This window comes from Azospira sp. MPR-LB4 (assembly GCF_058809525.1).
Map to the genome: position 1 here is coordinate 1764787 of NZ_CM179521.1, position 26413 is coordinate 1791199.

A 26413-nucleotide genomic window follows, 5' to 3' on the forward strand; every position below is an offset into this window, starting at 1 on the left:
CCACGCCGGGCTCAGATCTCGATCTGCTCAGAGATCTCCAAGGCATCATCGACCTCGATGCCCAAGTACCGCACTGTCGACTCAAGTCTATGTCCTGAGGGACATAAACTTGACTATCTCCCGCGCCGGACTATGTCCCGTAGCACATGCAAACCCTCGTGACCAGGCATGCACATGTAATTCGCGGGACATAGTTGGCTGCGTTACAAGCCCTTGAGGAACGCGAGTAGTGGATCGTCGGGCCGGTACCGGCCGGGTTTGCCCTCTGGTGGTGCGGTCTTGTCGAGAGCAGCTTGTTTCATCGCCAAATCGGCATCCAGATAGATCTGCGTCGTTTCGATCGATGCATGCCCGAGCCATAGCGCGATTGTCGATTGCTCAACGCCCTCTTGCAGCAAGTCCATGGCAGTCGTGTGACGCAGCACGTGTGGGCTCACACGTTTGCTCTTCAGTGACGAGCACTTCACACTGGCTGTTTTGACATGCTTGTTGAGGAGGTAGTGCACGCCGTGAGAACTCAGACTGCCGCCGCGTGCGTTAGGGAATAACGGCTGGCCCTCGATCAGTGGAGGCTCTCGTACCCACGCAGCCAGCACAGCCCGCGTATTTTTGCTCAGTGGGGTGCAACGTTCCTTACGCCCCTTGCCGATCACCCGAACGTGGGCACCAACCCCGACGTGCAGATCCTCATGCTGCAAGCTTGTCAGTTCCGACAGCCTCAATCCAGTCTGCACAGCCAGTAGCAGCAATGCGTGATCACGGCGACCCGACCAGCTGCGCTGATCCGGCGCAGCCAGCAGCGCGTCGACCTCCTGTCGGCTGAGGAATGGCACTAGCGTGCGCGTGAACCGCTTGGCCGGAATCGCCAGAACGCGCTGGATGTGCGCCGAGTGCGTCGGTACCTCGAAGGCCGTGAAACGGAAGAACGAGTGAACAGCCGTCAACCGCAGGTTGCGCGTACGAGCGGAAATGCCACGTGCCCGCTCCATCTTGTCAAGAAAGGCCATCACTAACGGCGCATCAATGTCATCCAGCGTGAGTGCCGAAGGCGTTTTGCGTAGATGCTTGTGCGCGAATTCCAGCAACATCTTGAAGGTGTCGCGGTATGAGGCAATCGTGTGCGCACTGGCTTGGCGCTGCTGTATCAGGCGCTGGGTGAAGAACCGTTCCAGAAGAACAGCAAAGTTAGGTTGCCCAGTCATGACGGTTCTCCCCAACGTTGTTCCAGACGGCCCATCGCTTGGGCCATCAACTCGGGGTTGGCGCTCAGGTACCAGTAGGTGCCGGATACGCAGACGTGCCCGAGGTAGGTCGACAGCAGCGGCATCTCGCGCCCGGGGTCCTTGTCTGTCTGGTACCAGCGTATCAACGTCTGAACGGCGAAGCGATGCCTGAAGTCATGTAGCCGTGGCCCCTTGCTCGCACCGACTGCGCGCAGGCCTGTGCTGCGTGACAGCGTGTAGAAGGTTCGATGGACATGACCGCCGTCGAGGCGAGTGCCGCGACGCGAAACGAACAGATAGGCGGAGACCGGGTGGGGAAAGAATCGCGTGCGTCGCTTGATGTAATCGGCCAAGATCGCGCAAGTCGACGGATGAATCGGGACCAACCGCCACTGGCCGAACTTAGCGCCACGAATCGTCAGGACCGCCTGCTTGAGGTCTACGTCGGCAAGCTTGAGGTTCAGCGCTTCGGACAGGCGCATGCCCGTCACACTGAGCAGACCGATCAGGCCGTGGAACACCCACGGACGCAGCGGTGTCGACGGCCAGGCGACAGGAAGCTCCAACGCCGCATCCAGCAGTTGCCTGATCTCATCCTCGGTGTATGGGTACGGTCTGGCGCGCTTGGCTCGGTGTGGCAACAGGCCGATCGGAGGTATTTCCGTGCGGCTGTCGGTGGCGCTGAGATGGCGGGCGAAGCCGCGCACGAAGCAAAGCCGTCGGGCCCACTCAGCCGGTTGTACCAGCGCACATTGTGCCCACTCGAGCGCTAACCGGGTGCTGATGTGGTCGGCGCAATGCTCTTCCATGAAGCTGACGAACCGCGGTAACAGCAGCCCTTCTTCGTACATTTTGTATCCCAACCCCCGGCGCAGATCGATGTACTCCTGCAGGGCTTCGCGCAAGGTGTTCATCGTGCGCTCCCGGGCCAGGCCATGGCCACGGTTCGCAGCGCCTCCAGGTCGACTTTGGCGTAGATGCTGGTGGTTTGCGGACTGCGGTGGCGCAGTACCTGACCGATCTCGGTGAGCGATGCACCGTGGCGCAGCATTTGAGCGGCCAAGGCATGGCGGAATTGATGCGAGCCTCGATGCGGTGCGTCGACTTTGGCCCGCTCAAGTGCGTAGCGAACGATCGAACCCACGCCGTCCGATCCATCCAGCAGACCGCGGATCGGTGCCATGGATCGAAGGAACAGGTGCCGGTCTTCACAGGTTGGTCGGCCGTGCTGCAGATAGGCGGCAATGGCTGTACCAACATCGGCGGGAAGTGGCAGCAGGCCCTCCCGGCCACCCTTGCCGTGAATGCGCAGTTGCGCCTGGTCCCAGTCGATGTCGTCCAGAGTCAGTCTGATGATCTCGCAGGCGCGCAACCCTAGTCGTGCCAGAAGCAGCAGTACAGCCCGATCACGGAGTCCGACCGCGGTCAATCGGTTGCAGCTGTCGATGGCGCGCTGTGCGTGCTCGGCAGCAATCGCTTTGGGAATAGGTGGTGTGGTCGTCCATGTGGCGACGGACGGCACACTGGCGGCGAGCCCAGCGGAAACCTCGCCGCGTAACTCGCAGAAGCGTAGGAAAGACCGCAACCCCTTGGCAACACCCTTCACCGCCGGCGGTGCCATGCGCTTCGACTCTTGTCGAATGAACGCGATAGAGTCGCTCGGGCGAAGATTCTGCAGGCAGACATCTGCTTGTCCAAAGCGCCAGTCCAGGAATTGCCGGGCCAACCTGGTGTAGGTGTCAACGCTGGCCACCGCCAGCCCTTGATTGCGTTGAAGGTGATGCGCGAAATCGGTGATGACACGGTCAATATCCGTAAGGCATAAAGCAGCGGCAGCGCAGATCCCCAGCTCACGCAGATAGAGCAGCAGCAGTGTCAGCGCGTTTCGCTCCTGTCGGCGCGTCTCAGGGCGTCGGGAGCGACGCCGGGCGCGACTGCGCTGATAGCATTTGATTTCAGCGTCAGTCAGTGTTTCAAGGTCTATGCCGCGTTCCTTGCACCATCGACCAAAGGCCAATGCGTGTCTCGCCACAATCCAGGCGTAGCCAGCAGAGTATTGCTGGCCGCCCAGCCATTTGACGAACGAGCCGAGGTGCTCGGCAGACGTGCCGCCGATCGCGCGGACCCGCGCTTCGGCTATCTCGTAGGAATGTTCCAAGATGATCTCCTTGCGGGCGGAATTGCCCAACAAAGAGGATGACTATGTCCAGCGCAATCGTCGCCTGGTCGCAAAAAAATCAGGACGTAAAGTACGTGCGGGACATAGTCCGGCACGGGAGATAGTCAAGTTTGGAGTGGCCGAGCAGGAGCTGAACGGCTCGCAGGTTCTTCGTGCGCTTGTAGATCAATGTCGCCTTCGTCCTCCGCATCGAGTGCGTACCGTAGGCGGAAGGATCCAAGCCAGCGGCCACCACCCAGTGCTCGACGATCCTAGCGTACTGCCGGGTAGAGACATGCGGAGAGTCGTGCAGGCGGCTCGGAAAGAGGAAATCTTCCGACCTCAAGGCGGCCTTCGCGATCCAGGCAGCCACAGCCGTGCGCGTCGGCTCTGTCAGTTCGAACTGCACAGGCCGCTGCGTTTTCCGCTGCACGACCATGGCGCGTGAGAGCACCTGGCTTCCATGCGTCACATCGCGCACCCGCAGACTGACGAGGTCACATCCTCGGAGCTTGCTGTCGATCGCGAGGTTGAACACCGGGGTTCGACACTTCCCCCCGATTTTCACCCCTTTTCGGAAAGTGCCTCCAGCACCGGCGCGGGTTTCAAAGCCATGATCGAAAAAGCTCTGTGGTGGCACGTTTGTAACAGTATTGTCCAGACTTGACGGCACTCTATAGGTCGATAAAGTGGCGGCATGCATGTCAAGCTCACCACCTCCGGAGGCCGCCGCTACGTCCAGCTCGTCGAGTCCTATCGCGACGAAGCCGGACAGGTAAAGAAGCGCACCGTCGCCACGCTCGGCCGTGCCGAGCAGGTCGATGGGTCGCTCGATGCGGTCATCAATGGCTTGCTCAAGATCACCGGTCGGGAACCGATGGGCGCCAAGCCGGCGGCGCCAACGGTGTCGTTCGAATCCGCGCGCGCGCTCGGCAATGTGTGGGCGCTGACCGAGCTGTGGAAGTCGCTGGGCTTCTCCGGGCTGCGCCGGGTGTTCCGCCGCACCCGCCGCACCACGGACGTGGAAGCGTTGATCCGCCTGATGGTGCTCAACCGCCTGTGCGACCCCGAGTCCAAGCTCGGCGTGCTGCGCTGGGTGCAGACGGTTGCGCTGCCCGATTTCGGGCCGAAGGCGGTCACCCACCAGCAGTTGCTGCGCAGTCTCGATGCCCTGATGGATCACCAGGATGAGGTCGATGGCGTGGTCGCTGGGCTGCTGCGCCCGCTGATCGATCAGGATCTTTCGGTGGTCTTCTACGACCTCACCACGATCCGTAGCGAAGGGCTCAGCGAACAGGTCGGCGACGTGCGCCAGTACGGCATGGCCAAGGAGGGGCTGATTGCCCGCCAGTTCATGCTCGGCGTGGTTCAGACCGCCGAAGGACTGCCGATCTACCACGAGGTGTTCGACGGCAACACGGCCGAGACGCGTACCCTGCTGCCCACGCTCAGCAAGGTGCTTGAGCGCTTCCCTTCGGTGCAGCGCCTGGTGCTGGTAGCCGACAGGGGGCTGCTCAGCCTGGACAATCTCGAAGCCCTGAAGGCCGTGCGCCTGACCAGTGGCAAGCCGCTCGAGTTCATCGTCGCGGTACCAGGCCGGCGTTACAACGAGTTCATCGATCTGCTCGCCCCCTTCCACGAACAGCAATGCATCACCGCCACTCAGGAAGTGATCTCGGAGCAGGCCTGGAATGACCTGAGGCTGGTGATCGCACACGATCCGATGACCGCAGCCCAAAAGACCCAGCAGCGCAACGAGCGTATCGACGCGCTGACCCGGCAAGCGGATCAATGGACGGGCAAGCTTGCCGATCAGGACGAAGGCGTGAAGCACCGGGGTCGCAAGCTCTCGGACAGCGGCGCCAAGGCGCGCTTCTACCATGCGGTCAGCGAAGCGCACCTGTCGCGCATCATCAAGGTGGATCTGGCTGAGGAGCTGTTCAGCTACCACATCGACGACAAGGCGAAGCGTCTTGCCGAAATGATGGACGGCAAGCTGCTGCTGGTGACCAACGCCGAGGGGCTTTCCGCGCAGAACGTGATTCAGCGCTACAAATCGCTCGCCGATATCGAGCGCGGTTTCAAGGTGCTCAAGTCCGAGATCGAGATCGGCCCGGTGTATCACCGTCTGCCCGAGCGGATCCGCGCGCACGCGTCGATCTGCTTCATGGCGCTGATCCTGCATCGGGTGATGCGTAGCCGCCTTAAGGCGGCTGATGTGGGCTACACGCCCGAGCGGGCGCTTGAGCAACTGCAGCGCATTCAGCATCACCGCGTGCGTCTGAACGGCGGAGAGCCGGTGACAGGGGTGTCGACGCTCAGCACGGAACAGCATGAGGTGCTTCATGCATTAGGAATCGAAAAACCAGCGGCGCCGGAGCAGTTGGCGCTGTTGTAGTGGCATTTTTGAAAGTACGCTATATAAAAAACAAGGACTTGCGAGCGTAACTGTCGAACTCCGGCGAACATGGCGAGGTCGCGCACTTCGTGCGCGTTCTGCAGATGAATACGGATGGCCCAGATGTCCTTGGGTTTGAGCGGTGCCTTCTGGCCCACCAGCTTCCCCTTGTTCCAGGCTTCCCGATACGGATGTTCTCGGGTTTCCATGACAGACTCCTTGCTGTTGATCGGAGTCTGATTCTTGTGCCCGTGGCGTGCGGCGGCTATCGGGGAAGATGCCTACAGCGTACTATCGGCCAGAAGCGGAACTACGACTATTTGGAACCAATGTCAGCAGGTAACCTCAAGCGGTCGCCGAATGGCAGTTTGACCTTCGTCTTAGCAGTTTGAGCTACGAATTGGACGCCCAAGCAATGTCGGAAAACTTTACACTTCGACACTTATCGTATGGTAACTATTTGATTTTATTAAATGGCAAGATTTTTGCTAATCCGGCTCCCATCTAGGCTACTCTCACGCACAATAGTGAAAAAATGAAAAAGATCATTCGTACTACTTTGGGATGCGCTATAGCGGCGATTCTTTCGTTTAACGCGTCTGCGGCTGTTGTTGTTTTCAACGACAGAGCAGCTTTTCAGAACTACGTTGGAACGTATACGCTGGACACGCTCGATACAAGTGCTGCAGGTTCCGGCTTGGATCTAAGCAACGCTGACTATAGCTGGACCATGAGCGATTACGCTTGTACGAACAGCAACGGTTGCGGCTATGGAGTAACCAATCCGTTTGTCAATGGCACCAACGACTGGGTGTGGACGTACGGGAGCGGTACTTTTAACTTTAACTTCGAAATCACGGCATTTGGTCTGGATTACGTCAATCCCTACGACGCAGTTCAGGGCCAAGTAAGCCTGAATGGCCTGACTGATGGCCTTCGCCCCAATGGTTCATTCTTTGGAATTGCGACTGATGACGGTTCGTCTTTGGGCAACTTCATTACCTACGGACAATTCACCGTGTTCCAAGGGTTTGACAATGTTACCTATTCGACGTCAACGTTAAGTCGGCAAAATGATGGACAAATTCCCGAGCCTGCATCGCTGTTCTTGCTTGGTCTCGGCCTTGCCGGGCTAGGTTTGATTCGCCGCAAGCGAAAGGTCGCCTGAGTCCCGTTGTTTAAGTATGGACGGGGGCTACGGCCCCCGTTTTCCATTGGACTATTGGCACTATCAATGACTCTCATGAGGCGATAGCCGACTGACGCTTCATGAAGACGAAGGACAGCTTGGGGCCGACTCGAGACGGTCGCAGGCGGCTCTGACGAACTGACCTGTGAGTTCGACAGCGAAGGTCCCGGTACGGCCAGGAGCCGCTACTTGGCACCTGATCCAGATAGCGCGATACAAGCTTAGTGGACGAGTTAGCCTTAGCTCAGGAATATTTTTTCGGTTAGATCGCTGATTCAAAATAGGATATTGACATGAATTTTGTAGCTAAGGCATGCGCCACTGTTCTGCTAGCTACAAGTGCTTCGGGCGCGATGGCAGGAGTGATTTACGAAGCTCAAGGCAATCTATATGACATCGAGACGGTTTCAGGGCTGCTGAGTAACCTACGTCCGACGATTGAAAGTCAAGCATGGTTCGCGGACGAAGAACTTGCACGCGCTCTTGCGAACAAAGTAGGAAGTTCGCTGGGAGTCCTGAACGTAGCCGGAATGTATGGCCCAATGTTCGCGACCTCCATTTACGACGGTGCCGGCGCCGATTACACAACTGGCTGGGTCTTCTTCCCAAACCGGTCCGGAGTTACATACGATGACCTGGCCCAGAGTATCAACTTTGGCTACAGCAATACTTGGACGTTTGCAGTAGGTAGCCTTGTCGGTCCTGCTCCAGCGGCAGTACCTGAGCCGGCCCATCTGGTATTTGTTGGTTTGGCTGCGATGCTGTTTGCTCATCATCGCAAGCGCAGGAAAGGCTAACGAAGAAAGCCCAACACTCGGTTCGGTAGCACACGATTGCGCCGATTGATATTGTGCTTCGCTTCATTTAAACCAATCGACGCCGAGCGCGGCGCTGAACTACAGCTTTCCCTAAATGCTCAGCGGCAGCAACGGGTCGGTAGCACCAGTTGGCAGGGTGAAGAAGCCGCCGTTCTCCGTCGCCTGACGCTCGAACGTTAGGTGAGCAGCACATTGCTGCCTGACTGCGCCATCAAGCCACCGGCAGCTGAGGCCGAGGTCCAGCCGCTGATCCGACGGACTCTTCTTCGACCTTAGCCGACTTTGAGCAACCGGCCGAGCTCGGGCAACAATGAACAGGTTACCTGCCGTTTAGCCCAAGAAGGTCCAGAACGTCAGCTTTCTCATCGGATAAACGAGAACTTCTGTCCCATTTCGGCCAGTAACGTTACGCCACGGACTAAATGACAATGCCATTACCTCTAGGGACATAACCGCAAGGGAAGCCGCGCCGCAGAAGCTCTTTCAAGCGCAATAGCCAAGACATCGAACCCACCGCACGCGCTCCAGCCGACCATGCATAGTCCGTTCAGCGGGAGATGCCGTGTTACCCAAAAAGGCAAGCGGAAAGCGCTGTGAACGCCGAACAGTACGAGCGCTCGGACAATGGACTTCAGATTGAACCTAGTCCCGCAATGAGCTCTGCCGGAGTGGACGACGAGGTGCGACCTTCCTCAACACTCTGGCGGAGATGCGCACGTATCAGTTCGAAGATGGCGTAGCGCCCTTCGGCACCGAGCTTACCGTCAGGCTGTTGGTGCACGTAGGCCTCGACAAGCTCAAACGCCTTCTTCTCAAGCCCGCGCTGCCCACCCGTCGCAGGCGCACACCGGCTACCGAAAAGCAGGTAATGAACATCAATCCCGACACCGGCAATCGCCGACAGATACTTGACCGTCGGGGAGCGAACCTCGTTTTCGTACTGCCCCTGCGCCATCCGTCTGATGCCTGCGACCTCGGCGAGCTCCGTCTGATTCATACCAACCCGCTCACGCTCTTCTCGCAAGCGGAAGCCAAACCCCGGTGAAACCATCTGCACTTGTTTCGCCATGTCCGGAAGAGCTGAAAAAGATCCACACAAATCCATACGTGCGTGCTAGATTTCGAAAGCGTGCAATCGTTTTCGAACACGAAAAGGGTGTATGTATGGATTTTAATATACCAAGAAATAGCGAATCTGCCAAGCGAGCGCGAGACGCCTTCGACGAGAGTGGCATTCCCGTTGCTGAGTGGGCTCGGGCACGCGGCTTCTCGGCGAGCCTCGTCTATCAGGTGCTCGAAGGAAAACGAAAGTGTCTGCGCGGACAGAGTCACCGCATCGCGGTCGCGCTGGGGCTGAAGGACGGTCTAACTCTGACGCTGGACCAACTCACGACACGACTCAACACCAAGGCGCAGTGAGCCCCGTCAAGGCGACGAATATGGGAGAAATGCCTATGTAGAAAAACGAAAACCGGACTTCCCTTTCGGTTCATCCGGCTTCGTCCTGCCTGCGCAGGGATACTTCTTAGTTGGCGCTTTGAGTATCTCCACGCTCAGCAGCGAAGTCAAGGCCTTTGTTCGCCTTTTCGAACGTCCCGGGCACCGTGCGTCTACGTTTGCAGACATAGGTCCGGGGTATCGCTTAGCCTGGAGAACGCCATGCGCAAGAAAAACAAGCTCAAAGCCAAGCCCAAAGCGGCCCGCACCCTCGTGGAATGCTCTCCCCACCGGACCACCGGCGGAGGTTACTACAAGGGGCTCACGGAACTCGATGCCGAGTACGAATCCCCGAACGAGGCCAATGCACTCAACACTCTCGTGCTGTGCCACGACGTCTACAAGATTGCATCGCAACCCATTACCGAGCCTTACGAGTACGAGGGCAAAACGCATCAATACACACCAGACTTCATCGTCGATACGTTTGTCCCTGGCCTGCGGATTGAAGTGAAGTCGGCCGCCAATCTGCTCAACCACACAGGCAATCTCAACAAGTATCTTGCGATTTCGCAGGCATACCACCAACGCGGGGTCTGCTTCGCATTCCTCATCGACGCACAACTCGAGGCACAGCCGCGCTTCGACAACGTCAAGCTCCTTCAACGGTATGTCAGCAGCACCGTGCCACCCGGGGCCCTGGAAAGGGCTCTACAGGTTCTGAACGACCGCCCACTTACCGTTACCGAACTCCAGGCACGCGCGACCGTGGAGCTCGTAGATGTGTGGACCTTGATTGCCCGGCAGCACATCTGCTTCGACTGGAACCAACACCTCGACCGCCACACCACGATGGTCAGCTTGCCCAATCAACCGTTTGGAGGGCTGCAACTTGGAGACATTCTGCGTTCGACTCGGTTCGGTGATCTTCTGGCGGAGATGGCTTTGGGTCGTCGAGCGACAGATAAACACCTCATGGCGGATGCGGCGACTTGGCGACGGATTGATAGCCCTCTTGAGCCATGGTCATTTGTTGGAAGCCCTCGATTCACGGCACCTCTTCGTAATCTCCGACCGGAGGAACGCATCCCTCGAAGCCCTCAGCGCCGAAGAGATTTCGCGCCTGGTATCCGACCTGTCCCGCCACGCGGCACCGACTGATGAGGTGCCCAAATGGCAAGCTTTTTCCTCCAGAAAGGTCTTGTAATCCAGTGGCGAGGTGAAACGCTCGAGTACGTTGCGCGATGCGCCGACGAGTTGTACTTCGAGGAGCCCACAACAGGCCACAGAGAGACCATGCGTGAGCCTGAGTTCTGGACAAACCACCAAGTCGGCGCTCTCACCATCGTTCAAGCGTTCTCGTCACCGAAGCAGCTTCTTGTCCCAGAGACGCCTCAGCAGGCAGCACCAACGAACCTAGCGGACGCGCCTGAGCGTTACCAAGAAGATGCGCTGAGGCGACTGGACTTCATCGACAAGCTCCGCGGGGCCGGCATCACCGTCGGACAAAAGCGTCTCATTGCCATGGAGGTGAAGCGCATCGCATTGGCGCGCCATGATGGTCTTCCTCCGCCCAGCGTCTCCACAATATGTCGCTGGTGGCGTCTCTATGAACGCAACCACCACGAGGTCTGTGCAGTCGTCAGCAAAAACGCGCACAGAAAGCGTCCTGAGCGGATTGATGCAGACAGCGAGCGTTTTCTGCAGGACTCGATTGACTCGAACTATCTGGTGGACACGCGCCCAAGTGCGCGCTCCTCTTACCAGTCCTATCAGACTGCGCTAAGCAATGAGAATCTGAAGCGCGAAGGCATGCGGCTCCCGCTGCTTCGCCTCGTGTCGGAACGAACGTACTACGGTCGCATCGACGACCTTGATAAGTACGAGGTAATGAAGGTTCGCTTGGGGATGGAGGAAGCACGCAAGCGGTACAAGATGATACGGGGGCATCTTCCGGCACAGTATCCGCTCGATGCCGTCGAAATCGACCACACCCCGCTCAATCTTTTTGTCATCGACGACCTTGCCTTCTTGCCACTGGGGCGCCCTTGGCTTACCGCAATCAAAGACCGTTTCAGCAAAGTACTGCTTGGCTTTTACGTGTCGTTTCAAGCCACTGGGCTCGCGAGCATCTTCGGAGCCATCAAACACTCGCTCCATTCGCATCACATGGCATACCAGCACTGGAAGGACTTGGAGAACCCCTGGCCAGCGCACGGACGTGGTGCCCTCTACGTCTCTGACCGTGGAGCGGATTTCCTGTCGCTGCGATACCGCGCGGCCATCGCGTCTCTCGGTGGCAAGTATGAGCACTGCGAGCGCAGAACTCCTTGGCTCAAAGCTTCAATTGAGCGCTTCTTTCTGACGTTGGAGCAGACGTTTTTCGAGTCCATGCCCGGGAAGACCTTCTCGTGCATAGAGGAACGAGGCAGTTACGACTCTGCCAAACAAGCAGTCATCCGCTTCTCCACCCTCATCTATCTGCTTCACAAATGGGCGGTCGACCACCACAACATTGCCCGAAACAGCCGGACGTATGCCTCCCCACTGGAGTTGTGGAACGAAGGGATTGGGATGGCACCTCCCCCTTACCCGACAAACGTCGACCAACTCAACATCATCTTGGGAGAGCGCCGCGACGGAGTACTCTCCCATGAGGGGGTCAGGCTCCTTGGACTCAACTATGCCGACGATGCACTCAGTGACCTGAGAAAAAGCATCGGCGAAGGTAAGCGGGTCGACTACGCCGTTTCTATCGAAGACTTGGGGCACATCCACGTCAAACATCCTGTCACCGGCGAATATCTGAAAGTCCCCTGCACGCGACCGGACTATGCGTCCGGCCTCAGTTTCTATCAACACAAGTACCTGAGACAGCAAGCTAGGCTGACCGAACGGGAGAGCTCGGTCGATGTTCTTATGCAGACGCGGGTAACCATGGCTTCGGTCATCGCAGAAGAGGTGGACCGCAAGGCAAACGCCACGAAAGTTCGGCTGGCTCGCATCGCAGGAATCAACTCGAACGCTGCTTTGGAGGGCAAGACGCAAAGCATCACCAATCCGTTCGCGGGGCAGACCTTGGCGGCGCCACTTCCTCCCGTGCCAATGCTTGAAGCGCCCATCACCAACACCCCTCGCTACGCCTGGGGAGTCTGAGGTGAGCAGCGCCGGCTCCAATACGCTGTCCCTGTTCGCGCAATTGGAATCCGAGACTGTGCAGCCCGAAGTCACGCCTCGAGCGCGACGGGAGGCCGCCATGCGGGGCTCACCCGCCGACCGAAGCGAGTTCGTGCGAGGCGTTTCCATCAACGTTGACCACTACCGCCTGGGCACACGGTTCATGGAGGGGCTGCTTGCTCGAGCGAAACGCAGCAAGAGTCCAGGCGGACTCTGGTTACTGGGAAAGGGAGGTCAAGGAAAGTCCTTCATGCTAAATGCGTTCGCCCAGCGCCATCCTCCCGTCGAGATGACTACGACCCTGCGCTGCGAAGTCATCCTGATTTCCCTAGCCAGCCGCCCGACTGAGTCCGACATCTTGCTGACAATCATGCTGGCACTCGGACACAACGCTGACACGCTCAACTATCAGAGGAACGCCGAACTTGAAAACATCGTTGTCGAGGCCATGGCACATTGCGGCGTACGGGTCATTCTCTTTGACGAATCCCAGCACCTCTGGCTAAGCACCAACGGCAAGGTCAAGCGCTCGGCCGACCGACCCGGTGGGCAACTCGGCGATTTTCTCAAGCGGCTGTACGAAAAAAGTGGCGTCGCATTTGTCTTCGCTGGCACGCCCGGGTTGGAGAACCTCATTGAAGGCGATACTCAAGCCAGCACGCGATGGGCAGGGGTTCTCCGCCTAGAGCCCTTCGAGAACGATGCCAGGTTTGCAGCGCTTCTGGATACGCTGGACGAAGCTTTGCCGATGGAGGAGCGCTCGAATCTTATTGATGCCGACCTCCGGTCGCGGATTCATGCTGCAACGCAGGGCAACTTTCGCCGCCTCAAGAATCTCTTCGCAGAAGCTGTGTTCCTGGCGGCTTCTGCAGGCGACAAGTCCGTACAGAGGCAACACCTCGCCGACGCCTTCTTTCAGGTCTCCTGTAACGAAGCGACACCGTTCGGGCCGGCGACGTGAGTGCCCACCGCGTCATCTATCGTGTCGTGCCTGAGTCCCACGAGGACATCTATGGCTATCTGGCACGAGTCGCCACACGGAATCACCTGGCGGGCCTTCACTCGATATTGTCGGAGGTCCTTGGGGTCAAACAGGCAACCATCAGCTTCGGTGACCTGCCGGCCCTCGCGGATTTTTGCCGGCTTTACCCCGAGGAGATGGTCAATCTCTCGGGTATCGTCCGGAAAACAGCGTATGGCGCCCTTGCTTGGCAAGTGTGTGGCCAGTGGGTTTCGAAGGAGCCTTTCATCGCGACCCGCAGGGCGAAGATTTGCCCGCTTTGCCTGCGAGATGCGGACTTTGTGCGCGGGGAGTGGACGCTCAACTTTTACACCGCGTGTGCGCACCATGGTGTCGCTCTTAACGACCGTTGCCCAAAGTGCCGGCGAGCAATTCCGTGGAATCGTCGCGTCGCTCGCTACTGTCCATGTGGCTGCGACCTCGCGATGACGGATGCCTCTTCGGCACAGTCGCACAGCTTGGTCATTGCTGAGCTGATAGCGCATCAGTGTGGTCAGCGCATCCCCCTACAGCCTTACCCGTGCATCAGCTTTCTCGAACATGAGAACCTTGCCACCCTTAGCCTTGATGGGCTCTGCAAAACCCTATGGTTTCTCGGCCACTGCCTGTGCGAATTGGGTCGATACAGCGTCGGCCACGGGCGAGTGAAGCCGATGCCATCGGATGCTGACGCCATCATTCGCAACGCGCTCCACGCCATTGAGGATTGGCCAAGGCGCTTTGGCGAGCTTCTTGAAGTCCGGAAGCATCGAGCCATTGCAGAGCGGGCAGGCCCCCTACTTGAGCAGTTGCTGGGGCCCGTCCACAAATATCTTCAGAGGGAATTGCAGGACGATGAGCTCACGTTCGTCCGGGTCGCCTATGAACAGCACCTGCGGAACATCTGGCGCAGCTTCGGCAGCCGACACAGGCGGCGGCACACCGACCGACAGCTTGAGCTCAACTTCGGTCAATGACGCGGAGAAAGTCACGCAAGGAGCAGCTTTCGAGGCTGCGCAATAACCTTAGTCCGCTTTATGTAGGCACTCAAAAGCCACATGGTCCCGACACGCGCCGTCTCCCGGGCGCCCCCAAGCCCCTACCGGGCGAGTCGTTCAGTTCGTGGCACTGGCGACTCCAGGCTTTCCTGAGGCTTCCCACAAAAGTACTTCGAACGACGCTAGGCGTGGACGCACTTCCATATTGGATAGATACGGGGGCTTGCAGACTCAACATCGAGCGCATGGCTTACGCCGTCATGCACACAACGAAAAGCCTGGAGGTGCTGACATGGCCTCAGGGCTCGATGCTTTCGGACCCACGCTACTGCTGCCTGACAACCATTCCCCTGCGTCGACGTCACATTATTCGCTACTGCGAAGTTTGTCTGCGTACCGACCGAGCTTCTTATATCCGGACGTTATGGCGCATCGCTTGTGCCTACCTGTGCCCCACCCATGGGGCTGTGCTCCGGGAGCTCTGTCCCAGCTGCCATCAACCATTCGAGCTTCCCACTTACGCACCAAACCAATCCAGTCGCCAACTTCGGCGCTGTCACGCGTGCGGCGCTGACCTTTGCGATGTCGAATCGAGCGTTCTGCCTGAGGACCTTCGGTATCTGGTGCTCGCCCGCCAGGCTGAGCTCTTACAGCTTGTCGCCGCGAAATCTAACCTGCTAGAAGTCTGGCCTGACCTTCGGGAGCAAGAAGCCCATCGCTTTGGTTCGGAGGCATCCGGCCTCGTCGATATGGAGACCGAGCAAAATGTTCGAATGCTCTTCGCGCGCGTGGTCAGTAGCAGCCTCGGTCAAACCAAACAGACGGTCCCACAGAGTAAGCGCACGCTCGACAGCTACTTGCTGAAGATCTCTGTCCGCGAACAAGGAGGCAAAACGTCAAGCCTACCAGTGGCATTCGACGGCTCGAAGGTCTTCGGGGAACATGCCATGGCAGTCTGTAAGCACCTAGTCGGCCGCCAGGACCTCTGGGGCGGCACGCATTGGTGGTCCCTCGAGTACATGCGATTCATGATGAACGGTGAAATCTTCGAGACACGGGACTTCGAAAAGGCTCCAGAGTGGTCTCGCAAGCTTGCCCGTCTCGCCAAGAACACAAAATAGACGGCGCTGACACCAGTTTTGCTGGCGGAGGCAAGCTTTCAACACCTGAACTTAGCTTGAGGGCTTCGGCGAGCCCCTTGCGCTCCTTGTAGCCGGCGTAGCTCAGGCTGATGCACGATGCAAGTCTGCAGCGTGGTGAGCGGATACAGCGCCTCGGCCATGCCCTTCAGGCCGTCGGTGACGGCGATCAGGATGTCCTCGCAGCCGCGCAGCTTGAGGTCATTGCAGACCTTCAGCCAGAACTTCGCGCCCTCGGTCTGCTCGATCCACAGCCCCAGGATGTCCCGGCTGCCGTCGGCCCTCGCGCCCAACGCCAGGAACACCGCCTTGCTGCGCGCCACCGCGCGCTCGCGGATCTTCACCCACAGCGCGTCGAAGAACACCACCGGGTACACCGCCTCGAGCGGCCGACTCTGCCACTGCAACACTTCATCCATCGCCGCGTCGATACCCGCCCAGCAGTGGAACTGGAAGCTTTGGAGAAGGCGACTATGGATGCCTTGCCGAGGGCAGGCTGCTCATCAATGTCTGATTTCTGCTCGATCACCCCGCGTAAGTGAGAAGAAATGTCTGAAAAATAGTCAATTCGAGCTCGATTTGTCTGAAAAGTAGTCACTTACTGTCTGGCATCTCTGAAGATAGTACATCTGTCAGGTCATTCGAATCACACGGTCATCCAGCAGCTGCTGCCAGGGCAGCCCCAGCACCAGAGCGTCGAACTGGGCCTGGGAGAGCATCAGCGCCCCCGTTCCATCGGCCCAGCGGATGCGCCCCTGGTGGAGTCGCCGGCAAGCGAGCCAGATCCCCTGGCCGTCGTGGACCAGCACCTTCAGCCACGTTCCGCGCCCGTTTGCGAAGAGGTAGGCATGATGGGGGCGCGCCTCGCCGAAGACCTGCACCACCTGAGCAAGGAGCGTGTCCATGCCGGCGCGCCTGTCGAGCGGCGCCACCGACAGCCACAAGGCTTCGACCCGGATAACCCGAGCCGCTCACGCAGCCAGACACCACAGGCTGCGGCCGAGGACGCGGGCCAGCCTACCGCGACCACCGCGGTACCTTTGCGCAGTTCCAGCCGGATGGGCGCGTTGGTGCTCTGGGTCAGTTGCACCGGGATGAAACCGCCGATGGCCTTGGACACCGCTGGGCGTAAAGGCAGGCAGGACAACTCGGGCGGCTGGATGCCCCGCCCGCGCATCCAGCGTCGCAACTGGTTGGCATTGATCCCGTTGGCCATATCCGCAGTAAGGGTTCAACTTATCGCGCGAAGAATCTGAAAAGGTTCAACTTAAGTTGCGAGACACAGGGAGATCCACATTGCGAACCAGAACCCATCTCATTGAATCGAAAGGATGTTGATGTTCAAACTGAGCTGCGAACGATAACAATTGTTGTCCCCAGGTATGGCGAGAGGCAGAAAATTGCCGGGGGAAGGAAGCTAAGCAACTGATCCAAAATACAAACATCCACCCAACCCACGGAACCGATCAATACACCCTCCGGTAGGCGCCAGAGCCCAATGGCTGGATCAGGACAGGGACAGGACGGCGCCTGCCGGCGTGATGGGCGGGTAGTCCCCCTCCCCATCGGGCCAGGGCGTCAAAATCTCGAAACCGGTTTCGGTCACCAGCACCATGTGCTCCCACTGGGCCGAAAGGGAGCGGTCTTTGGTCACGACCGTCCAGTCGTCAGGCAGATGGCGGATGGCGGCGCCGCCCGCATTGAGCATCGGCTCAATGGTGAAGATCATGCCCGGCTCCAGTTTCAGCCCCTTACCGGGCTGGCCGTAGTGGGGCACATGCAGGTCGTCGTGGTAGACCGTGCCGATGCCGTGGCCGCCGTATTCGCGAACGACGCTGAAGTTCTCCCGCTGGGCAACGCTCTGGATGGCGTGGCCGATATCGCCAAGGGTGGCCCCCGGACGGACCTGCCGAATACCTGCCTGCATGGCTTCATAGGTCGTGCGCACCAGGCGCCGGGCCAGGATGCCGGGGTTGCCGACCAGGAACATCCTGCTCGTATCGCCGAACCAGCCGTCCTTGATGACGGCAACGTCGATGTTGACGATGTCCCCGTCCTTCAGCTTCTTGTCGGACGGAATGCCGTGGCAAACCACATGGTTTACCGAAGCGCAAATGGTCTTGGGGTAGCCGTGGTAGCCCACATTGGCAGGAATCGCCTGCTGCACATGGACAATGTACTCGTGGCACAAGCGGTCCAGCTCATTGGTGGTAACTCCCGGCCGGATATGGCCGGCAATCATCCGCAGGACATCGGCAGCCAACATTCCGGCGCGTCGGGCCATGGCAATTTCGGCCTCCGCCCGGATGGGTACGGCTCGCGCTGCGCTCATGCCGCCTGCGCCACCGCTGCATCCTTGTCGGCAGAACTGCCTTCAGCCTGCCGTTCCGCCTGAATCAGCAACTGGCAGATATCAGCGTAGGCCAGGTTCGGGTTGAGTTCCGCGAGCATCCCCACACGTAGCCAATGTTCCGCTTGCGCGTTGATGGAACGGCTCAAGGCGCCGCTGGTGAGACGCAAATTTTCGTGCATCTGCTCTGAAATTTTGACGATTCCCATGACACCTCGAAATATACGATTTATATACGAATCGTATACTAGCAAAAATATGTGTGCTCTGGCCCATCCTGCCCCCCCCAGGTCCGGGCCGGGCTTTGCGGCGATTCCCGGACTCGCCCCCGGGCCTGGGCCGCCCCTATAATGGCAGGCTTCCCAGTCCCGCTGCGGGGCCCCGGACAGCCATGCGCCCCTCGCCGGTGGCGGACGACGGCCCGGCGGCGGCCCCGCCAGATTCCGATGCAGCCCATTCGCCTGACCCTGCTTTGCCTCGCCGCCTGTCTTGCGGCCTGCGCCGCGCCCACTGCCCCCACCGTCGTCAGCGCGCCGCGACCGCCGGCCCCGGCCCGGCCCAGCGTGCCGCCCCCGGCCGAAGTGGTGGCCACGCCCCAGGCCCCCAGCGTCTATTTCTCCCCCGGCGATGCCGAGGTGCCGCCGGCGGCGGCGCCCCTGCTCGACCAGATGGCCGAGGAGCTGCGGGCCGACCGGCTGCGGCGCCTGGTGCTGCGTGCCCACACGGACCACCTGGGCAGCAAGGAGTACTGCCTGGCCCTGTCGGAGAAATGGGCCTCCCTGGTGGAGGCCGCCCTGGTACGCCGTGGCGTCCGCGGCACCCAGATACTCATCCGCGCCCGGGGCAGGGAACTGGCGCCGGCCTGCGACAGCGAAGCCTGCCGCAGTTCCTGGCGCCGTGTCGAACTGGTGCTGCAGCCCTGACCCCCCTTTGGCGGCCATGCCGCCGGCCCGCCCTCCTCCCTGGAATTCCGCCATGCCCATGACCTACGAAGAGTATCTGGACGAAGTCACCACCCTGATTACCGAGAAGTACGACCTGGAGGACGAGGCGGCCATCGCCCTGGTCATGGCCGCCCAAGACAAGGAGTACTTCTGCCCCCACGACGACGATCCGGCCCTGCGCAACCTGGAGCAGGCCCACGCCGACGCCCGCAAGCTGTTCAAGGAACGGCAGAACTTCCTCGCCTGAAAAAAATATTTTTCACAGCGGCACCGCTCCGGAACGTCCGTCACCCCCTTGACGGACACCCGCCGGACCAATGCCGGCGCCGTTCTTTCCGCATTTGCACCACCCCCTCACCCTCCCCGTCCGCGGTTAATCGCGGACGCGGCCACCTGGGCTGCCCAGCCCAAAAACCGAATCAAAACAGCGCTTCCGCAGTTTACGCATTGATAAATCGATTGCACCAGTCGACATGAAACAGCCCATTGCAACGGCATAACTACCAAGAAAAATTGACGCAGCGCACAAATCGTTTTTCCATTAAATCATTCACTTACCGAGACTCGAAATTCTTCCGTCCTGACGCAAAAAGTTCTCATTGGAGTAAGGGAACTGTAAGTCTTCGGGGACATAGTTCGGCTCCATGGCCATTCCTTCGATTGGCCCGGAGGTTTTTTAGGAGGAGACAAATGAGTCAACAAGAGCTGACCAAGCGGATTCGGGCAAACCCGAAATTCCACGAGCTGAAAAGCAAGCGCAACGTCTTTGGCTGGACCCTGACCGTCATCATGCTGCTGGCCTACTACGGCTATATCGCCATCATCGCCTTCGACAAGGCGCTGCTGGCCCAGAAGCTGTCCGAAAGCGGCGTCATGACCGTCGGCATTCCCGTTGGTGTCGGCCTGATCCTGTTCACCGTCGCCATCACCGGCCTCTACGTCCGCCGCGCCAACAGCGAGTTCGATGCCCTGACCGAGCAGATCGTCCAGGAGGAAATGAAGAAATGAAAAAACTGACCAACACCCTCGCCCTCGCCGGCCTGGGCCTGCTCAGCTCCCCGGTGTTCGCCGCGGCGCTGGAAGGCCAGGCCGAAAAGCAGGCCACCAACTGGACGGCCATCATCATGTTCGGCGCCTTCGTGCTGGCCACCCTGTGGATCACCAAGTGGGCAGCCTCCAAGACCAAGACGGCGGCTGACTTCTACACCGCTGGCGGCGGCATCACCGGTTTCCAGAACGGCCTGGCCATCGCCGGCGACTACATGTCCGCCGCTTCCTTCCTGGGTATTTCTGCCGCCGTGTTCGCCAACGGCTACGACGGCCTGATCTACTCCATCGGCTTCCTGGTGGGCTGGCCCATCATCATGTTCCTCATGGCCGAGCGCCTGCGGAACCTGGGCAAGTTCACCTTTGCCGACGTGGCAGCCTACCGCTTCCAGGCCACGCCGATCCGCGCTCTGGCGGCTTCCGGTACCCTGGTGGTGGTGGCCTTCTACCTGATCGCCCAGATGGTGGGTGCCGGCCAGCTGATCAAGCTGCTGTTCGGCCTCGACTACTGGATGGCCGTGGTGCTGGTCGGCATCCTGATGATGGTCTACGTGCTGTTCGGCGGCATGACGGCCACCACCTGGGTGCAGATCATCAAGGCCGTGCTGCTGCTCTCCGGCGCTTCCTTCATGGTGTTCATGGTGCTGGCCAAGTATGGCTTCTCCCCTGAAGCCCTGTTCGCCGACGCCGTGCGCATCAAGACCGACCTGGCTGCCAAGGGCCTGCTGGCCAAGGCGCTGGAAACCGATCCGAGTGCCACTGCCGAGACGGTCGCTGCCGCTGCTGCCGCCAAGGGTCAGTCCATCATGGGCCCGGGCTCCTTCATCAAGGATCCCATCTCCGCCATTTCCTTCGGTATGGCCCTGATGTTCGGTACCGCCGGTCTGCCCCACATCCTGATGCGCTTCTTCACCGTGCCGGATGGCAAGGAAGCCCGCAAGTCCGTGTTCTGGGCCACCACCTGGATCGGTTACTTCTACATCCTGACCTTCATCATCGGCTTCGGCGCCATCGTGCTCGTCGGTACCAACCCCGAGTTCCTGGATGCCAAGGGCGTGCTGAAGGGCGGCGGCAACATGGCGGCTATCCACCTGGCCAACGCCGTGGGCGGCAACGTGTTCCTCGGCTTCATCTCTGCCGTGGCCTTCGCCACCATCCTGGCTGTGGTTGCCGGTCTGACCCTGTCCGGTGCCTCCGCCGTGTCCCATGACCTCTACGCTTCCGTGTTCCGTCACGGCAACGTGGATAGCGCCACGGAAATGCGCGTGTCCAAGATGACCACCGTTGCCCTGGGCATCATCGCGGTGGTGCTGGGTATTGCCTTCGAAAAGCAGAACATCGCCTTCATGGTGTCCCTGGCCTTCGCCATCGCCGCATCCGCCAACTTCCCGGTGCTCTTCATGTCCGTGCTGTGGAAGGATTGCACCACCAAGGGCGCCTTCTACGGCGGCTTCCTGGGCCTGATCACCGCTGTGGTCCTGACTGTCCTCTCCAAGTCCATCTGGGTCGACATCCTGGGCAACAAGACGGAAATCTTCCCCTACGCCTCCCCGGCCCTGTTCTCCATGGCTGCCGGCTTCATCGGCATCTGGCTGTTCTCCCTGATGGATCGCAGCGAACAGGCCGCCAAGGAACGCGTCGCCTACCTGGATCAGGAAATCCGCTCCGAAACCGGCATCGGTGCCGCAGCGGCCTCCTCCCACTAAGAAGCAAACCGACCCACCTCACAGCCCGGGGCTTGCCCCGGGCTTTTTTTTGCCCGTCCGGTTCCCCCCATTTTGAATATTAGAAAACTCTGAATTTACATATAATGGGCGCCGGCCTCATTCCGGCCCATCCCGACAAGAAGCAGCCCAAGTCCGACCCCGCCGCGTTTATTCCGGCCGCCCGTTATACGGAACCCACCGCCATGACCCACACCGCCCCCACGCCCGCCCGGCTCTCCCTCTTCCCCGTTTCCTTCTTCTCCACGGTGATGGGCACCGCCGGTCTTGCCATCGCCTGGCAGAAGGCCCACCTGGTCCTGGGGGCGCCGGCGGAAGTGGGGCAATGGTTGCGCTGGCTGGCTACCGCCGTGTGGCTGCTGACGGCCCTGGTGTACGGCCTCAAGTTCCTCACTCACCGGGTCGCCGTCCTCGGCGAATGGCGCCATCCGGTGCGCATCAACTTCTTCCCCACCATTTCCATCGGCCTGCTGCTCCTGTCCATCGCCTGGGCCGAGGATGCCCCCGGTCTCGCCGCCCCCCTCTGGGGCCTGGGCGCCGGGCTGCATCTGGCGTTCACCCTGGCCATCATGGGCGGCTGGCTGCACCACACCCACTACGAGATCAAGCACGCCAACCCGGCCTGGTTCATCCCGGTGGTGGGCAACATCATCGTGCCCGTGGTCGGCGTGCGCTTTGCCCCGCCGGAGTTGTCCTGGTTCTTTTTCAGCATCGGGCTGGTGTTCTGGCTGGTGCTGCTGACCATCGTCATGTACCGGCTCTTCTTCCACGAGCCCCTGCCCCTGCGCCTCACCCCCACCCTGTTCATCCTCCTGGCGCCGCCCTCGGTGGGCTGCGTCGCCTGGATGAACCTGACCGGGGAAGTGGATGCCTTTGCCCGCATCCTGCTGCACACGGCCCTGTTCCTGGCCCTGCTGCTGTTCTCCAATGTGCTGCGCTTCCTGCGGGTGCCCTTCTTCCTCTCCTCCTGGGCCTATTCCTTCCCCCTGGCGGCGGTGACCATCGCCACCCTGGCCATGGCCGGCCGCACCCACAGCACCTTCTTCAGCGCCCTGGGCATGATCCTGCTCTCCATCCTCAGCCTGGTCCTGGCCCTGCTCATCGCCCGCACCCTAGTGGCCATCCGCCGCGGCGAAATCTGCCAGCCGGAATGAGGCCGGCGGCGGGCCGCCCGGGCCCGCCCCGCCTTACAGGGCGTCGCTGCCGCCCAGTTCCCCCACCTCGTTGGCCCAGGCCATGGCCATGATCATGGCCCGGTTGGTAGCCTCCGCCTCCAGGCCGGCGGCCTGGGCGGCACTTTCGATGCGGGCCGACTCCAGGCTCTCGCAGGCTTCCGCCACTTCCAGCAACTGGGCGTAGGGCCCCTGCCGCTGCAGTAGGGCCTGCTTCACCGCTGGCGGCAGGGTCAACTGCCCCACCACTTCAGCCAGGGGCTGCTGCAGCAGCCGGTCCAGCAGGGAAAAGGAGCCGCACAGGAAAAGGGCGTCGTGTTCGGCCGGCGGGAAGCGGCCGGCCCCCAGCAATTCCATCAGCCGGCCCCGGGTCAGGGCGTGCTCCACCACCAGCCACTCGCCGAAGCCGCCGCCCTGGGGGGCGAACAGCAGCAGGGACAGCCAGCGGTAGAAGCGCCCCAGGCCCAGCACCACCAGGGCATGCTCGATGGAGGAAACGGGCGTGGTCAGGCCGATGCCGGGGGAGTTGATGTAGCGCAGGATGCGGAAGGAAAGCAGGGGGTCCTGCTTCAGGGTTTCCGCCAGTTCCTTGTTCTCCGCCTCGTTGCGCACCAGGTTGAGCAGCTGGATGATGCGCATGCGGGAAGCGGCACCCTTGGCCGGCGCCCAGGCTTCCTTGAGGGACACGGCGCGGCCCTGGAAATAGTCGAAGCCGCGCTGGAAGCAGAGATTGAATTCGTCCGCCGTCTGCACGTTGTCGGCGATGAGGTGCACCGTGTGGCCGTCCACCGTCTTCAGGGCGTAGGCCAGGTTGCGCAGGCGCTCGCCGTCGAAGGCCGCCACATCCACCGCCACGTAGTCGAGATGGGGCCGCAGGGCGGCCAGGGCGGCCTTGTCCGGCGGCACGTACATGCCCAGGAGAAAGCCTTCCTGGCGCAGCCGCACCAGGGTCGCCGGCGGCGGCAGGGCCTCGGCCTCCACGTCGGGCGGCAGGGCCAGCATGAGCACCGTGTTCTGCCGCGGCAGGCGGGCCAGGGCGGCCGAATCCAGGGCATCGGGGCTGACCGGGACGAAGGCCAGGCGCTGCCCGAGCACCCCGGATTCGCCGGAGGCCAGGGCCAGTTCGTGGAACAGGGCCTCCTGCAGGCTGCGCTGGACGACGGCGCTGCGCCCGCCCAGGCGGGAAGCGAGGCGGGCCTCCAGATTGAACTCGTAGGCGGCCACCCGCTGCTGGCGATTGACGATGGGCTCGCGCCGCACGAAGGAATGGCGCTGCTCCTCCCCCGGCAAGGGAGCAACCGGCGGCGTGGCGGGCGCGGCCGCGCCAGAGGCGGCAGGGGCAACAGGCGCGGCGGCCTCGGCGGCGGCCGGCACTTCGCTGCGGGAGCGGAACAGGCGGGAAAACATGGGCGGGCGGCTCCTCGGATGAAGCCGTCATTCTAGACCGGGAAACCCGGCTGCGGCAGGGTCAGGCCGAGGGTTGGCGGGCCGCGCGCCAGAGGCTGGCCACCGCCGGCGAGAGCCGCTCGATGACGACGCCGCGGCGCTCGGCGGCGACGACGCAGAGGGCCAGGCCGTCCGCATCCACGGTCGTCACCTCGGAGAGGTCGATCTCAGCCACCCCCATCTTGTCCAGGGCGTGGAAGAAGTCGTTGCGCAGGGACAGGTTGAGGGCACCGGCGATGCGCATCACCTTGCGTCCGGCCAGGGTGTGCATGGACAGCACGGAGGCGATGCCGTTGCGCAGGGAGTCCTGGATCGCGCCTTCCAGCTGGATCTCGGAAGCCGGCCCCAGGTCGAAGCGCACACCCACCAGATCGCCCAGGCCGCGGCTGATGACGATGGGCACGGTGTCGATGCCCATGCCCTGGAGCGCGAACTCCAGGCCGAAGCGGTCGCCGATGGCCAGGGGCAGCTCGGTGCGCAGCAGGGCGCCGCCGAGGGAAACGTTGTGCAGTTCCGCCCGCAGGTTCTGGCCCTGGTGCCCCACATAGGCCGGCAAGGGCTTGGCGAAACGGATGCGGACGTGGCGACGCTGTTCTTGCATGATGGGCTGGGCGGGGGACGGTGGGATTCGCGCTATTATCGCCCCAAAGCCCCTCCCCGAACGCCGAATAATGCGCATATTCCACCGTAGTCCCTCCGCCACCGGCCGCCTGGCGCTTGCCCTGTGGCTGACCCTGCTCTGCAACCCGCTCCACACCTACGCCGCCGGGCAGATGCCGCCGGACACGGCCACTGTCCTGCCTCCCGAGGTCACCCGTGCCCTCAACGCCGCCGGCCTGCCTCCCGGCCAGTTCGCCGTCGCCGTGCAGGCGGTGGACGCTGCCGCGCCGCGCCTGCTGCACAACGCCGCCCGCCCCATGAACCCGGCCTCGGTGATGAAGCTGGTGACCACCTACGCCGCCCTGGAAAAGCTGGGCCCGGCCTACACCTGGAAGACCGAGCTGCGCGGCGACAACGCCCCCCGGGACGGCCGCCTGGAAGGCAATCTCTACCTGGTCGGCAGCGGCGACCCGGCCCTCACCCTGGAACGCTTCTGGCTGCTGCTGCGGCAGCTGCGGGACCGGGCCGAGGTGCGCCAGATCGGCGGCGACCTGGTGGCCGACCGCCGCGCCTACCGCCTGCCCCCCTTCGACCCCGCCGCCTTCGACAACGAGCCCCTGCGGGCCTACAACGTCAATGCGGATGCGGCCCTGGTGAACTACACCGCCCTGCGCTTCACCCTGGTGCCGGACCTGGCCGCAGGCAGTGTGCGCCTGGTCCAGGAAGTGCCCCAGGAAGGCCTCGCGGTGAACGCCCGCATCGCCCCCGGCGCCGGCGAATGCGGCGACTGGCGCGAAAAGCTGACGGTGCGCTTCGACCCCACCGGCAAGCGCCTCGACATCGGCGGCAGCTTCCCCCTGGTGTGCGGCGAAAAGCCCCTGCACCTGGCCCCCCTGGCCGGGGACGCCTACCTCGCCGGCCTCTTCCGCCCCCTGTGGCGCGAACTGGGCGGCCAGTTTGCCGGCCAGGTGCGGGAAGGCCCCGCCCCCGTGGGCGGTGTGCCCCTGCTGCGCTGGGAATCCCCCAGCCTGGCCGAGATCGTGCGCGACACCAACAAATACAGCAGCAACGTCATGGCCCGTCACCTCTTCCTCGCCCTGGCCGACACCCCGGCCGGCGAAGCCGCCACCCTGGCCGGCGCCCGCCAGGGGCTGCGTCAGGTGCTGGCGGAAAAGGGCCTCAGCTTCCCCGAACTGGCGGTGGAAAACGGTTCCGGCCTCTCCCGGGACGACCGCATCGCCGCCCGCAGCCTGCTGCAGCTGCTGCTGGCGGCCTGGAAGAGCCCGGTCATGCCCGAGTTCGTCGCCTCCCTGCCGCTGGCGGGCAGGGACGGCACCCTGAAGCGCCGCTTCGGCAACGGCAGCAGCGCCGGCCGCGCCCACCTCAAGACCGGCTCCATCGAAGGCGTGCGCGCCTGGGCCGGCTACGTCACCGACGCCGGCGGCCGCCGCTGGGCCCTGGTGGCCCTGGCCGGCGGCCCCAAGGCCGGCGCCGCCTGGGGCCCGGTGGAGGCCCTGCTGGAATGGGTGGCGACCCAAAGCCCAACGCCCCTGGCAGCCCCCGGCACCCCACTCTCCAACTGATCCCGCCGCT

At 61.6% G+C, this 26413-nt stretch carries 26 protein-coding genes and 2 pseudogenes; 16 read left to right on the plus strand and 12 right to left on the minus strand.

Annotation, left to right across the window (positions count from 1 at the left end; genetic code table 11):
* Positions 1-203 precede the first annotated feature (203 nt).
* The 4 genes from AC3QLZ_RS08210 to AC3QLZ_RS08225 form a co-directional block, all read right to left on the minus strand.
* Positions 204-1202 (minus strand): site-specific integrase, encoded by a 999-nt coding sequence (locus AC3QLZ_RS08210; RefSeq protein ID WP_492783611.1) that lies wholly within the window; start codon positions 1200-1202, stop codon positions 204-206.
* Complete coding sequence (locus AC3QLZ_RS08215; protein ID WP_492783612.1) at positions 1199-2137, minus strand: tyrosine-type recombinase/integrase; 939 nt, start codon at positions 2135-2137, stop codon at positions 1199-1201. The genes AC3QLZ_RS08210 and AC3QLZ_RS08215 overlap by 4 nt, the downstream gene beginning before the upstream one ends.
* Positions 2134-3381, minus strand: coding sequence for a site-specific integrase (locus tag AC3QLZ_RS08220; RefSeq protein WP_492783613.1), 1248 nt, complete (start codon positions 3379-3381; stop codon positions 2134-2136). The genes AC3QLZ_RS08215 and AC3QLZ_RS08220 overlap by 4 nt, the downstream gene beginning before the upstream one ends.
* A gap of 79 nt (positions 3382-3460) precedes the next feature.
* On the minus strand, positions 3461-4084 hold the full coding sequence (locus AC3QLZ_RS08225) for a tyrosine-type recombinase/integrase (RefSeq protein ID WP_492783614.1): 624 nt from the start codon (positions 4082-4084) through the stop codon (positions 3461-3463).
* On the opposite strand from AC3QLZ_RS08225, the gene AC3QLZ_RS08230 reads away from it, so the two are divergent.
* A complete protein-coding gene (locus tag AC3QLZ_RS08230; RefSeq protein ID WP_492783615.1) occupies positions 4079-5779 on the plus strand; it encodes an IS1634 family transposase in 1701 nt (566 codons plus the stop codon). The two genes, AC3QLZ_RS08225 and AC3QLZ_RS08230, sit on opposite strands and share 6 nt — an antisense overlap.
* On the opposite strand, the gene AC3QLZ_RS08235 is transcribed toward AC3QLZ_RS08230, so the two are convergent.
* Positions 5725-5988 carry a hypothetical protein gene (locus tag AC3QLZ_RS08235; RefSeq protein ID WP_492783616.1) on the minus strand — a complete coding sequence of 88 codons (264 nt, stop codon included), beginning with the start codon at positions 5986-5988 and terminating at the stop codon, positions 5725-5727. The genes AC3QLZ_RS08230 and AC3QLZ_RS08235 overlap by 55 nt on opposite strands.
* A 326-nt stretch (positions 5989-6314) precedes the next feature.
* Here AC3QLZ_RS08235 and AC3QLZ_RS08240 point away from each other — a divergent pair, with 326 nt between their 5' ends.
* Together AC3QLZ_RS08240 and AC3QLZ_RS08245 are read left to right on the plus strand one after the other, a co-directional pair.
* Positions 6315-6947: a PEP-CTERM sorting domain-containing protein gene (locus AC3QLZ_RS08240; RefSeq protein WP_492783617.1), complete on the plus strand. Its 633-nt coding sequence runs from the start codon at positions 6315-6317 to the stop codon at positions 6945-6947.
* A gap of 314 nt (positions 6948-7261) precedes the next feature.
* Positions 7262-7765 (plus strand): hypothetical protein, encoded by a 504-nt coding sequence (locus tag AC3QLZ_RS08245; RefSeq protein WP_492783618.1) that lies wholly within the window; start codon positions 7262-7264, stop codon positions 7763-7765.
* Between the two features lie 652 nt (positions 7766-8417).
* Here the strand turns inward: AC3QLZ_RS08245 and AC3QLZ_RS08250 are convergent.
* Positions 8418-8891 carry a helix-turn-helix domain-containing protein gene (locus tag AC3QLZ_RS08250; RefSeq protein ID WP_492783619.1) on the minus strand — a complete coding sequence of 158 codons (474 nt, stop codon included), beginning with the start codon at positions 8889-8891 and terminating at the stop codon, positions 8418-8420.
* A 59-nt stretch (positions 8892-8950) separates the two neighbouring features.
* Between AC3QLZ_RS08250 and AC3QLZ_RS08255 the strand changes: the two genes are divergently transcribed.
* From AC3QLZ_RS08255 to AC3QLZ_RS08285, 7 genes and pseudogenes are all read left to right on the plus strand, one after another.
* On the plus strand, positions 8951-9205 hold the full coding sequence (locus tag AC3QLZ_RS08255) for a DNA-binding protein (RefSeq protein WP_492783620.1): 255 nt from the start codon (positions 8951-8953) through the stop codon (positions 9203-9205).
* 240 nt (positions 9206-9445) lie between these two features.
* Complete coding sequence (locus AC3QLZ_RS08260; protein WP_492783621.1) at positions 9446-10384, plus strand: Tn7 transposase TnsA N-terminal domain-containing protein; 939 nt, start codon at positions 9446-9448, stop codon at positions 10382-10384.
* Between the two features lie 12 nt (positions 10385-10396).
* A complete protein-coding gene (locus AC3QLZ_RS08265) occupies positions 10397-12379 on the plus strand; it encodes a TnsB C-terminal domain-containing protein (RefSeq protein ID WP_492783622.1) in 1983 nt (660 codons plus the stop codon).
* Between the two features lies 1 nt (position 12380).
* On the plus strand, positions 12381-13361 hold the full coding sequence (locus AC3QLZ_RS08270; RefSeq protein ID WP_492783623.1) for a TniB family NTP-binding protein: 981 nt from the start codon (positions 12381-12383) through the stop codon (positions 13359-13361).
* Complete coding sequence (locus tag AC3QLZ_RS08275) at positions 13358-14377, plus strand: TniQ family protein (protein WP_492783624.1); 1020 nt, start codon at positions 13358-13360, stop codon at positions 14375-14377. Before AC3QLZ_RS08270 ends, AC3QLZ_RS08275 begins: the two co-directional genes overlap by 4 nt.
* Positions 14374-14811, plus strand: a pseudogene (locus tag AC3QLZ_RS08280) (TniQ family protein); the annotation flags it as partial. The gene AC3QLZ_RS08275 and the pseudogene AC3QLZ_RS08280, both read left to right, overlap by 4 nt.
* Before the next feature lie 210 nt (positions 14812-15021).
* Positions 15022-15519, plus strand: coding sequence for a hypothetical protein (locus AC3QLZ_RS08285; protein ID WP_492783641.1), 498 nt, complete (start codon positions 15022-15024; stop codon positions 15517-15519).
* Between the two features lie 55 nt (positions 15520-15574).
* On the opposite strand, the pseudogene AC3QLZ_RS08290 reads toward AC3QLZ_RS08285, so the two are convergent.
* The 4 genes and pseudogenes from AC3QLZ_RS08290 to AC3QLZ_RS08305 form a co-directional block, all read right to left on the minus strand.
* Positions 15575-15965 (minus strand): annotated as a pseudogene (locus AC3QLZ_RS08290) (transposase); the annotation flags it as partial.
* Between the two features lie 204 nt (positions 15966-16169).
* Positions 16170-16442, minus strand: a complete 273-nt coding sequence (gene tnpB / locus AC3QLZ_RS08295) for an IS66 family insertion sequence element accessory protein TnpB (protein ID WP_492783625.1) — start codon at positions 16440-16442, stop codon at positions 16170-16172.
* A 602-nt stretch (positions 16443-17044) separates the two neighbouring features.
* Positions 17045-17869, minus strand: coding sequence for a type I methionyl aminopeptidase (gene map / locus AC3QLZ_RS08300; RefSeq protein ID WP_014235405.1), 825 nt, complete (start codon positions 17867-17869; stop codon positions 17045-17047).
* The gene (locus tag AC3QLZ_RS08305) at positions 17866-18096 is read right to left on the minus strand and encodes a ParD-like family protein (protein WP_014235406.1); all 231 of its coding nucleotides are present in this window, start codon (positions 18094-18096) and stop codon (positions 17866-17868) included. The genes map and AC3QLZ_RS08305 overlap by 4 nt, the downstream gene beginning before the upstream one ends.
* Positions 18097-18333: 237 nt before the next feature.
* Between AC3QLZ_RS08305 and AC3QLZ_RS08310 the strand changes: the two genes are divergently transcribed.
* The 5 genes from AC3QLZ_RS08310 (at position 18334) to AC3QLZ_RS08330 (ending at position 22756) form a co-directional block, all read left to right on the plus strand.
* On the plus strand, positions 18334-18810 hold the full coding sequence (locus tag AC3QLZ_RS08310; RefSeq protein WP_014235407.1) for an OmpA family protein: 477 nt from the start codon (positions 18334-18336) through the stop codon (positions 18808-18810).
* 52 nt (positions 18811-18862) lie between these two features.
* The gene (locus tag AC3QLZ_RS08315; RefSeq protein WP_014235408.1) at positions 18863-19078 is read left to right on the plus strand and encodes a hypothetical protein; all 216 of its coding nucleotides are present in this window, start codon (positions 18863-18865) and stop codon (positions 19076-19078) included.
* Between the two features lie 443 nt (positions 19079-19521).
* The gene (locus tag AC3QLZ_RS08320; protein WP_014235409.1) at positions 19522-19839 is read left to right on the plus strand and encodes a DUF485 domain-containing protein; all 318 of its coding nucleotides are present in this window, start codon (positions 19522-19524) and stop codon (positions 19837-19839) included.
* On the plus strand, positions 19836-21584 hold the full coding sequence (locus tag AC3QLZ_RS08325) for a cation acetate symporter (RefSeq protein ID WP_014235410.1): 1749 nt from the start codon (positions 19836-19838) through the stop codon (positions 21582-21584). Before AC3QLZ_RS08320 ends, AC3QLZ_RS08325 begins: the two co-directional genes overlap by 4 nt.
* Before the next feature lie 104 nt (positions 21585-21688).
* Positions 21689-22756, plus strand: a complete 1068-nt coding sequence (locus AC3QLZ_RS08330) for an SLAC1 anion channel family protein (protein ID WP_492783626.1) — start codon at positions 21689-21691, stop codon at positions 22754-22756.
* A 33-nt stretch (positions 22757-22789) separates the two neighbouring features.
* Here AC3QLZ_RS08330 and AC3QLZ_RS08335 read toward each other — a convergent pair whose 3' ends face one another.
* Together AC3QLZ_RS08335 and AC3QLZ_RS08340 are read right to left on the minus strand one after the other, a co-directional pair.
* Positions 22790-24181: an EAL and HDOD domain-containing protein gene (locus tag AC3QLZ_RS08335; RefSeq protein WP_014235412.1), complete on the minus strand. Its 1392-nt coding sequence runs from the start codon at positions 24179-24181 to the stop codon at positions 22790-22792.
* Between the two features lie 61 nt (positions 24182-24242).
* Entirely contained in the window at positions 24243-24821 is a 579-nt protein-coding gene (locus AC3QLZ_RS08340; RefSeq protein ID WP_014235413.1) for a PilZ domain-containing protein, read from the minus strand.
* Between the two features lie 70 nt (positions 24822-24891).
* On the opposite strand from AC3QLZ_RS08340, the gene dacB reads away from it, so the two are divergent.
* On the plus strand, positions 24892-26403 hold the full coding sequence (gene dacB / locus AC3QLZ_RS08345; RefSeq protein ID WP_014235414.1) for a D-alanyl-D-alanine carboxypeptidase/D-alanyl-D-alanine endopeptidase: 1512 nt from the start codon (positions 24892-24894) through the stop codon (positions 26401-26403).
* The last annotated feature ends 10 nt before the right edge of the window (positions 26404-26413 follow it).

Coding starts and splice junctions, on each gene's coding strand:
- AC3QLZ_RS08240 (WP_492783617.1), top strand. CDS start 6,315: ATGAAAAAGATCATTCGTACTACTTTGGGATGCGCTATAGCGGCGATT.
- AC3QLZ_RS08245 (WP_492783618.1), top strand. CDS start 7,262: ATGAATTTTGTAGCTAAGGCATGCGCCACTGTTCTGCTAGCTACAAGT.
- AC3QLZ_RS08225 (WP_492783614.1), bottom strand. CDS start 4,084: ATGCATGCCGCCACTTTATCGACCTATAGAGTGCCGTCAAGTCTGGAC.
- AC3QLZ_RS08255 (WP_492783620.1), top strand. CDS start 8,951: ATGGATTTTAATATACCAAGAAATAGCGAATCTGCCAAGCGAGCGCGA.
- AC3QLZ_RS08210 (WP_492783611.1), bottom strand. CDS start 1,202: ATGACTGGGCAACCTAACTTTGCTGTTCTTCTGGAACGGTTCTTCACC.
- dacB (WP_014235414.1), top strand. CDS start 24,892: ATGCGCATATTCCACCGTAGTCCCTCCGCCACCGGCCGCCTGGCGCTT.
- AC3QLZ_RS08260 (WP_492783621.1), top strand. CDS start 9,446: ATGCGCAAGAAAAACAAGCTCAAAGCCAAGCCCAAAGCGGCCCGCACC.
- AC3QLZ_RS08330 (WP_492783626.1), top strand. CDS start 21,689: ATGGGCGCCGGCCTCATTCCGGCCCATCCCGACAAGAAGCAGCCCAAG.
- AC3QLZ_RS08320 (WP_014235409.1), top strand. CDS start 19,522: ATGAGTCAACAAGAGCTGACCAAGCGGATTCGGGCAAACCCGAAATTC.
- map (WP_014235405.1), bottom strand. CDS start 17,869: ATGAGCGCAGCGCGAGCCGTACCCATCCGGGCGGAGGCCGAAATTGCC.
- AC3QLZ_RS08265 (WP_492783622.1), top strand. CDS start 10,397: ATGGCAAGCTTTTTCCTCCAGAAAGGTCTTGTAATCCAGTGGCGAGGT.
- AC3QLZ_RS08335 (WP_014235412.1), bottom strand. CDS start 24,181: ATGTTTTCCCGCCTGTTCCGCTCCCGCAGCGAAGTGCCGGCCGCCGCC.
- AC3QLZ_RS08340 (WP_014235413.1), bottom strand. CDS start 24,821: ATGCAAGAACAGCGTCGCCACGTCCGCATCCGTTTCGCCAAGCCCTTG.
- AC3QLZ_RS08325 (WP_014235410.1), top strand. CDS start 19,836: ATGAAAAAACTGACCAACACCCTCGCCCTCGCCGGCCTGGGCCTGCTC.
- AC3QLZ_RS08250 (WP_492783619.1), bottom strand. CDS start 8,891: ATGGATTTGTGTGGATCTTTTTCAGCTCTTCCGGACATGGCGAAACAA.
- tnpB (WP_492783625.1), bottom strand. CDS start 16,442: ATGGACACGCTCCTTGCTCAGGTGGTGCAGGTCTTCGGCGAGGCGCGC.
- AC3QLZ_RS08230 (WP_492783615.1), top strand. CDS start 4,079: ATGCATGTCAAGCTCACCACCTCCGGAGGCCGCCGCTACGTCCAGCTC.
- AC3QLZ_RS08315 (WP_014235408.1), top strand. CDS start 18,863: ATGCCCATGACCTACGAAGAGTATCTGGACGAAGTCACCACCCTGATT.
- AC3QLZ_RS08305 (WP_014235406.1), bottom strand. CDS start 18,096: ATGGGAATCGTCAAAATTTCAGAGCAGATGCACGAAAATTTGCGTCTC.
- AC3QLZ_RS08235 (WP_492783616.1), bottom strand. CDS start 5,988: ATGGAAACCCGAGAACATCCGTATCGGGAAGCCTGGAACAAGGGGAAG.
- AC3QLZ_RS08215 (WP_492783612.1), bottom strand. CDS start 2,137: ATGAACACCTTGCGCGAAGCCCTGCAGGAGTACATCGATCTGCGCCGG.
- AC3QLZ_RS08310 (WP_014235407.1), top strand. CDS start 18,334: ATGCAGCCCATTCGCCTGACCCTGCTTTGCCTCGCCGCCTGTCTTGCG.